This is a genomic window from Brevibacillus sp. YAE8, from assembly GCF_057543335.1.
In genome coordinates this window covers 1-1,209 of sequence record NZ_BAAIYG010000071.1, presented here as the reverse complement: position 1 = coordinate 1,209, position 1,209 = coordinate 1, and the positions used below count along the sequence as shown (strand labels likewise).

General features: G+C 49.9%; 2 protein-coding genes. Both read left to right on the top strand.

What is annotated here, in order from left to right; all coding sequences use genetic code 11:
- Window positions 1-858: transposase (locus AC27IT_RS27620; RefSeq protein ID WP_487092245.1), on the top strand; the 858-nt coding region annotated here is incomplete at its 5' end.
- Window positions 859-1,042: 184 nt separating this feature from the next.
- Window positions 1,043-1,209: transposase (locus AC27IT_RS27615; protein ID WP_487092246.1), on the top strand; the 167-nt coding region annotated here is incomplete at its 3' end.

Sequence of the window (1,209 nt, the reverse complement as noted above, 5' to 3'; positions counted from 1 at the left end):
CCACAGATTGGTCGTGCCCGCAAACCACGGACTTATCGGGATAAAGCGCGAAAGGAGTACCTGGCCGTGGCCAAACAACGTCGTGCAAACGGCAAGGTGATTCGTCGAGCGATCGGCAAGCAACTCCGGTATGTAGCACGTAACCTTCACATTATCCGCAACCTGGTCTCACGGCAGCCGCTGACACTTTTGAGCCGGAAACAATATCGCGACTTGCTTGTGATTCAGGAACTGTATCGACAGCAACGCATGATGTTTGAACGCAAAACGCATCAGATCGAAGATCGAATCGTGAGCATCCGTCAACTGCACGTCCGCCCGGTCGTACGCGGCAAAGCGAAAGCGCGAGTAGAGTTTGGCGCCAAAGTATCGGTCAGCATGGTGAACGGCTATGCTTTTCTGGAGCGTCTGTCAAGGGACAGCTTCAACGAAGGGGTGACGCTGATCGAATCTGTAGAAGCGTACAAGAGACGCTTTGGTTGTTACCCGAAGGCGGTACTTGCCGATCAAATCTATCGTACACGGGAAAACAGGGCATTTTGCAAAGCGCACGGCATTCGTTTGAGCGGTCCGGCGCTTGGCCGTCCGGTACAAGGCGAAGAAGCGACGGAACAACGGCGAGTCGCAAGACAAGATGCACGCAAACGCAACGCCATTGAAGGCAAATTTGGTGAGGGTAAGCGCACGTATGGGCTTGGCCGTATTCGAGCATGCCTTGCGAAGACAAGCGAAACCGTCATCGCGCTGCAACTCCTGGTGATGAACCTCGAGCGCAGGCTGCGGGATCTTTTTGCCTTCTGGTTAAACCGCCTTCTTTCGTATAGAATTCCTGGTTTTGGAAACATTTTTGTAGTTTGAAAACCGTTCAGCAAACCCTAATTAAGTTGCTTGTCTTTTTTATTTTGTCACTTGATTCATAGTGTTAAGCATTGCTAAAAACAAGTCCAAATCTAGGTCGAGCTTTTAAGCCCCGAAATTGGATTTGAGTCATACCCCCTTATCTTGTTAAGCTGATATCAGAAGAACAGAGGGGGATATTTTTATGCAACGGAGACGCTATTCAATCGAGTTCAAACAACAATTGATCCAGGAAGCCCACGAAGTAGGAAACGCTAGCCAAGTAGCCAGACGGCATGGGATAGACCCTAAAATGCTGTATCGATGGATACGTGACTCCAAACACGCAGATTGGCAGAATACGTCTTCCGA